6 protein-coding genes and 4 tRNA genes are annotated in these 4823 nt (G+C 69.0%); all 10 read left to right on the top strand.

All coding sequences use genetic code 11. From position 1 onward, the window contains the following. Positions 1–121 precede the first annotated feature (121 nt). Positions 122–208: transfer RNA gene (locus tag IEX61_RS11885), tRNA-Leu, on the top strand. 34 nt (positions 209–242) lie between these two features. Next, positions 243–319 (top strand) — tRNA-Pro (locus tag IEX61_RS11880). 12 nt (positions 320–331) lie between these two features. Then, positions 332–405, top strand: a tRNA-Gly gene (locus tag IEX61_RS11875). A gap of 16 nt (positions 406–421) precedes the next feature. Beyond that, a tRNA-Ile gene (locus IEX61_RS11870) sits at positions 422–498 on the top strand. Positions 499–640: 142 nt separating this feature from the next. After that, positions 641–1645 (top strand): thiamine-phosphate kinase, encoded by a 1005-nt coding sequence (gene thiL, locus IEX61_RS11865; protein WP_188818211.1) that lies wholly within the window; start codon positions 641–643, stop codon positions 1643–1645. A gap of 13 nt (positions 1646–1658) precedes the next feature. After that, positions 1659–2117 (top strand): tRNA (adenosine(37)-N6)-threonylcarbamoyltransferase complex ATPase subunit type 1 TsaE, encoded by a 459-nt coding sequence (tsaE, locus tag IEX61_RS11860; RefSeq protein ID WP_054673548.1) that lies wholly within the window; start codon positions 1659–1661, stop codon positions 2115–2117. After that, on the top strand, positions 2105–2866 hold the full coding sequence (gene tsaB / locus IEX61_RS11855; protein ID WP_188818209.1) for a tRNA (adenosine(37)-N6)-threonylcarbamoyltransferase complex dimerization subunit type 1 TsaB: 762 nt from the start codon (positions 2105–2107) through the stop codon (positions 2864–2866). The genes tsaE and tsaB overlap by 13 nt, the downstream gene beginning before the upstream one ends. Further along, positions 2859–3344, top strand: coding sequence for a ribosomal protein S18-alanine N-acetyltransferase (gene rimI, locus IEX61_RS11850; RefSeq protein WP_054673388.1), 486 nt, complete (start codon positions 2859–2861; stop codon positions 3342–3344). Before tsaB ends, rimI begins: the two co-directional genes overlap by 8 nt. Continuing rightward, complete coding sequence (gene tsaD / locus IEX61_RS11845) at positions 3307–4329, top strand: tRNA (adenosine(37)-N6)-threonylcarbamoyltransferase complex transferase subunit TsaD (protein ID WP_188818207.1); 1023 nt, start codon at positions 3307–3309, stop codon at positions 4327–4329. The genes rimI and tsaD overlap by 38 nt, the downstream gene beginning before the upstream one ends. Before the next feature lie 157 nt (positions 4330–4486). Further along, positions 4487–4823: hypothetical protein (locus IEX61_RS11840; protein ID WP_188818205.1), on the top strand; the 337-nt coding region annotated here is incomplete at its 3' end.

Genomic DNA, 4823 nt, shown 5'->3' with positions numbered 1-4823 from the left:
AGATTTCGATGTGAGTGATCCAGTCTCCCTTCGGTTAGATTTTAGCTGAGTGATTGCGGCCTCTTGACAACCGGCCAGCGATGGGAATATAATCAAAAATGTCTTCAGGGGTACGGGATATGCGGTCGTGGTGGAATTGGCAGACACGCTGTCTTGAGGGGGCAGTGGCCTTCGGGCCGTGCGAGTTCGAGTCTCGCCGACCGCACCATCCTTCTTCCCCCACACGAATGTACGCGGTACCGCGGGGTATAGCTCAGCTTGGTAGAGCACCTGGTTTGGGACCAGGGGGCCGGGGGTTCAAATCCCTCTACCCCGACCAGTTTGGTTCTATGCGGGTGTAGTTCAGTGGTAGAACACCGGCCTTCCAAGCCGGACGCGAGGGTTCGATTCCCTTCACCCGCTCCATATCGTCCATTCGCGTGGGCCTATAGCTCAGCTGGTTAGAGCGCACGCCTGATAAGCGTGAGGTCAGTGGTTCAAGTCCACTTAGGCCCACCATCGCCAAAAGCCGCAGCGCAGGAGCTGCGGTTTTTGTTTTGTTTGCCATCGTTCCGTTCGCTTTTTATAATGAGTGGGAAAGCAAGCGCCGTGGCGCGGCCGGGAGGACACCCCATCTTTCCCCCAAAAGGACGGGCACGCGATGGATGAGTTCGCCTTGATTCGCATGCTGACAACCGGACGGCAACCCGATCCGCGGGTGGTCGTGGACGTTGGCGACGACGCGGCGGTGGTGACCGTAACACCCGGCAAGCAGATGGTTCTCGCCTGCGACGCGATGGTGGAAGGGGTTCACTTTCGCCGCGACACCCTCGCGCCGGAAGACGTGGGGTACAAGATCCTGGCCGTCAACGTCAGCGATGTGGCGGCGATGGGCGGCGAGCCGCGTTTTGCCCTGATCGCCCTCGCGCCCGACTGCGCGTGGACGCCGGACGAGCTGCGCCGGCTGTACGACGGGCTTTATGAAGGCGCGGCGGCGTGGGGCGTGGCCCTTGTCGGCGGCGATACGGTGCGCTCGCCGGGCGGGCTGTGGCTGTCCGTCACCGTGGTGGGCGAGGTGGAGGCGGGACGAGCCCTCACGCGCGGCGCGGCGCGCCCGGGGGATGTGGTGTTCGTGAGCGGCCCCCTTGGCCTGTCGGCGGCGGGGCTTGACCTGCTGCTTCGCCATCCGGAACGGGCCGATCGCTATCCGCGCCTCGTCGCCGCCCATCGGCGTCCACGGCCGCGCCTCGATGTCGGTCGGCTGTGCGCATCGCAGGGGGTGCGCTGCGCGCTGAACGACGTGAGCGACGGCCTGGCCAGCGAGGCGTGGGAGATCGCCGAGGCCAGCGGCGTGACCGTTCGCCTGTACGCCGATCGCCTGCCGGTCCATCCGGAGCTGGCGGCGTACTGCCGGGAGGCCGACGCCTCGCCGCTGGATTGGATGCTCTTTGGCGGGGAGGACTACGAGCTGGTCGGCGCCGTATCTGCCGGCGTATGGCCGGCGTTGGCGCGCGCGGCTCGGGCGGAGGGTGTGGCGCTGGTTGCCGTGGGCGAGGTTGTCGCGGGCCCACCCGGCGTGGTCCTGGTCGAGGACGGGCGGGAGCGCCCGCTGCCGAAAGGAGGGTACAACCACTTTGTCGACGAAGGAATCGAACGCGCGCGATGAAGGGGCGGCGTGGGTGGTCGAAACGAACGGGGCCGAGGAGACGCGCCGCCTTGCCGCCGCCCTCGGGCGGGTTGCCGCGCCGGGCGACGTCATCGTGCTCGAAGGAGACCTGGGTGCGGGCAAGACGACCTTTGTGCAGGGCCTGGCCGCGGGACTGGGCATTCCCGCACCGGTGAACAGCCCGACGTTCACGTTGATCAAGGAATACCACGGCGGGCGCCTTCCCCTGTTCCACATCGACGTGTACCGCCTGGGCGAAGGGGCGGAGGATCTCGGCTTTGACGAGGTGTTCGACGCGGGCGGCGTGGCGGCGATCGAATGGGGGCATTATGCGGCGGACTACCTGCCGGACGAATACCTGGAAATCCGCTTGGCCAAAGGGGAGGGCGACCGGCGCGCGGTGCGCGTCTTCCCCCGCGGTGAGGCGATGCGCCGGCGCGTGGAGGAGTGGCGGGCGGCATGGTCATCCTGAGCCTCGACACGAGCGGCCGGGCCATGGGCGTGGCCTTGCTGCAAGACGACCGCGTCCTCGGCGAATGGTGCACGAACACCCAGCATCACCATTCCGTGCGCCTGATGCCGGCCGTGCGCCACCTGCTGGCGGAAGCGGGCGTGACGCCGCGCGAGCTTACCGCCGTCGCCGTGGCCAAGGGACCGGGATCCTACACCGGCGTGCGCATCGGCGTCACCACGGCGAAGACGCTGGCCTGGGCCCTTGGCATCCCCCTCATCGGCGTTTCCACCCTGCAGGTGATGGCGGCCAATGTGCCCGACTTTCCCGGCCTCGTCGTGCCCCTCTTTGACGCGCGGCGCCAGCGCGTCTACGCCGGCGTGTACCGCTGCACGCGTGGCGCGGTGACCCCGGTGCGGCCGGATCGCGTCCTGCCCGTGGCCGACCTGGTGGCCGAACTCGACGCCACCGGCGAGGCGGTGGCGGTGGTGGGCGACGACGCGGCGCGTTTTCGGGAGGCCATTGCCGCGGTCCTCGGCGAACGCCTCTGGCTGGCGCCGCCCGAACTGGGCGTGCCCCGCGCGTCCGCCTTGGCCCGCCTGGCGCGCCAGCGGCTTTTGGCCGGCGACGTCGACGAGGTGCACACGTTTGCCCCCGCGTACCTGCAAGCCAGCGAGGCGGAGCGCAAGGCGGCGGCGGGCGAGCGGCCCGCGGCCGGTGCCCGGGATCGGGGCGTCGACGCCGCTGCGGGAGGAGCCGACAATGGATAAGCCCGTCACCTACCGCATGCTGCAGCTTGCCGATCTTGACGCCGTGTGCGCCATCGAGCAAGCCTCCTTTCCCCTCCCCTGGTCGCGCGAAGCCTTTGCCAACGAGCTGGCCCACAACCGCTACGCGCACTACCTGGTGGCCGAGGTGGACGGGCGCGTCGTGGCGTACGGCGGAATGTGGGTGATCGGCGACGAGGCCCACGTGACGAACATCGCCGTCCATCCCGATTACCGGCGCCGGTCAATCGGCGAGGGGCTCCTGCGCCGCATGATGGACCTGGCCCGGCGGCTTGGTGCGACGGCGATGACGCTGGAGGTGCGCGTGTCCAACGAGCCGGCCCAGCGGCTGTACCGCAAGCTGGGCTTTGTGTGTTGCGGCGTGCGGCCGCGGTACTACCAGGACAACCAGGAAGACGCGTTGATCATGTGGGTGAAGCTGCGTGACGACGGACAAACCGATCCGCGTGTTGGGCATTGAAACGAGCTGTGACGAAACGGCGGCGGCGGTAGTGGAAAACGGGCGCACCGTTCTGTCCAGCGTTGTGGCCAGCCAGGCCGAGGTGCATCGCCGGTTTGGCGGCGTGGTTCCGGAAGTGGCGTCGCGCCGCCATGTGGAACGCATCACGCGCGTGCTGGAAGCGGCCCTTGAGGAGGCCGGCGTGGGGCCGGACGACCTGGATGCCATCGCCGTGACCCATGGACCGGGCTTGGTGGGCGCGCTGCTCGTGGGCGTAGCGGCGGCCAAGGCCCTCGCCTTCGCCTGGGGGCTTCCGCTCGTGCCGGTGCACCACATTGCCGGCCACATTTACGCCTGCCAGCTATGCGGGGAGATGCGCTATCCGCTTGTCGCCCTCGTCGTCTCCGGCGGCCATACCGAGCTCGTCTACCTGCGCGAAGAGGGGCGCTTTGCTGTGGTCGGCCAAACCCGCGACGACGCCGCGGGCGAGGCGTACGACAAGGTGGCCCGCGCCCTGGGCTTGCCCTACCCCGGGGGGCCGGAGCTCGACCGGCTCGCCGCCGAAGGCCGCGACGTGTATGCGTTTCCCCGCGCTTGGCTGGAACCCGATTCCCTCGACTTTAGCTTCAGCGGGCTGAAGACGGCCGTCCTCAACGCGGTCCACGCCGCCCGGCAGCGCGGCGAGCCGCTCAACCTGGCCGATGTGGCGGCCAGCTTTCAGGCGGCCGTGGTCGACGTGCTGGTGGAAAAGGCCTTTCGCGCCGTCAAGCGGTACGCCGCGCGGCAGCTCGTGGTCGCCGGGGGCGTGGCGGCCAATCGGGGCTTGCGCGCGGCGCTGGCAGAACGTGCCGCCCGCGAAGGCGTGGAGGTGCTCATCCCGCCCCTTTCGCTGTGCACCGACAACGCGGCGATGATTGCCGCGGCGGGCACCGTGCTGTACCGGCACGGCCGCGTGGCCGACCTTGACCTCAATGCCGTCCCGAGCTTGGCGCTCGAGGCCGAATGATCTCCCGCACCGGCGTGCGCGACGGGCGCCGGGCGGGGCTTTTTTGTTCACAAGGAATTGTGGACAACGCTGTGAATATTGGGGATAAAACGGCCCGTTTTGGGGATAAGCTGAGGGGGAGGTTGTGGATTCGTTGTGCATGCGAGGAGGGCGGACGGTGAACGGACGGTGGATGTGGGGGAAGTCGGGGCGGAGGGCCTTGGCGATGGCCCTGGCCCTCGCCATCCTGTGGATGGGAGGGGGAGCGCAAGGGGCTGGCGGGACGGTGTCCGCGGCGCCCTCTGCGGCACGCCATGTGGTGCTGCTGATGGTCACCGACTGGACGTTCGCCGAGCTTGCGGCCATGCGCGACGCCCCTGGCATGGGCCGCCTGCTGCGCGAAGGGGCCGTCGCGGCGATCAGCCTGCGCACGGCGGCCGGCTACGGGGACGTGGCGAGTGCCGTCACCCTCGGCGCGGGGGCGCCGGCCCTCGCCGTTCCGCGGGCCGCCGCCG

The sequence above is a fragment of the Calditerricola satsumensis genome (genome assembly GCF_014646935.1).
GTDB classification, from domain to species: Bacteria; Bacillota; Bacilli; order Calditerricolales; family Calditerricolaceae; genus Calditerricola; species Calditerricola satsumensis.
This window is presented reverse-complemented; position numbering and strand designations above follow the sequence as displayed.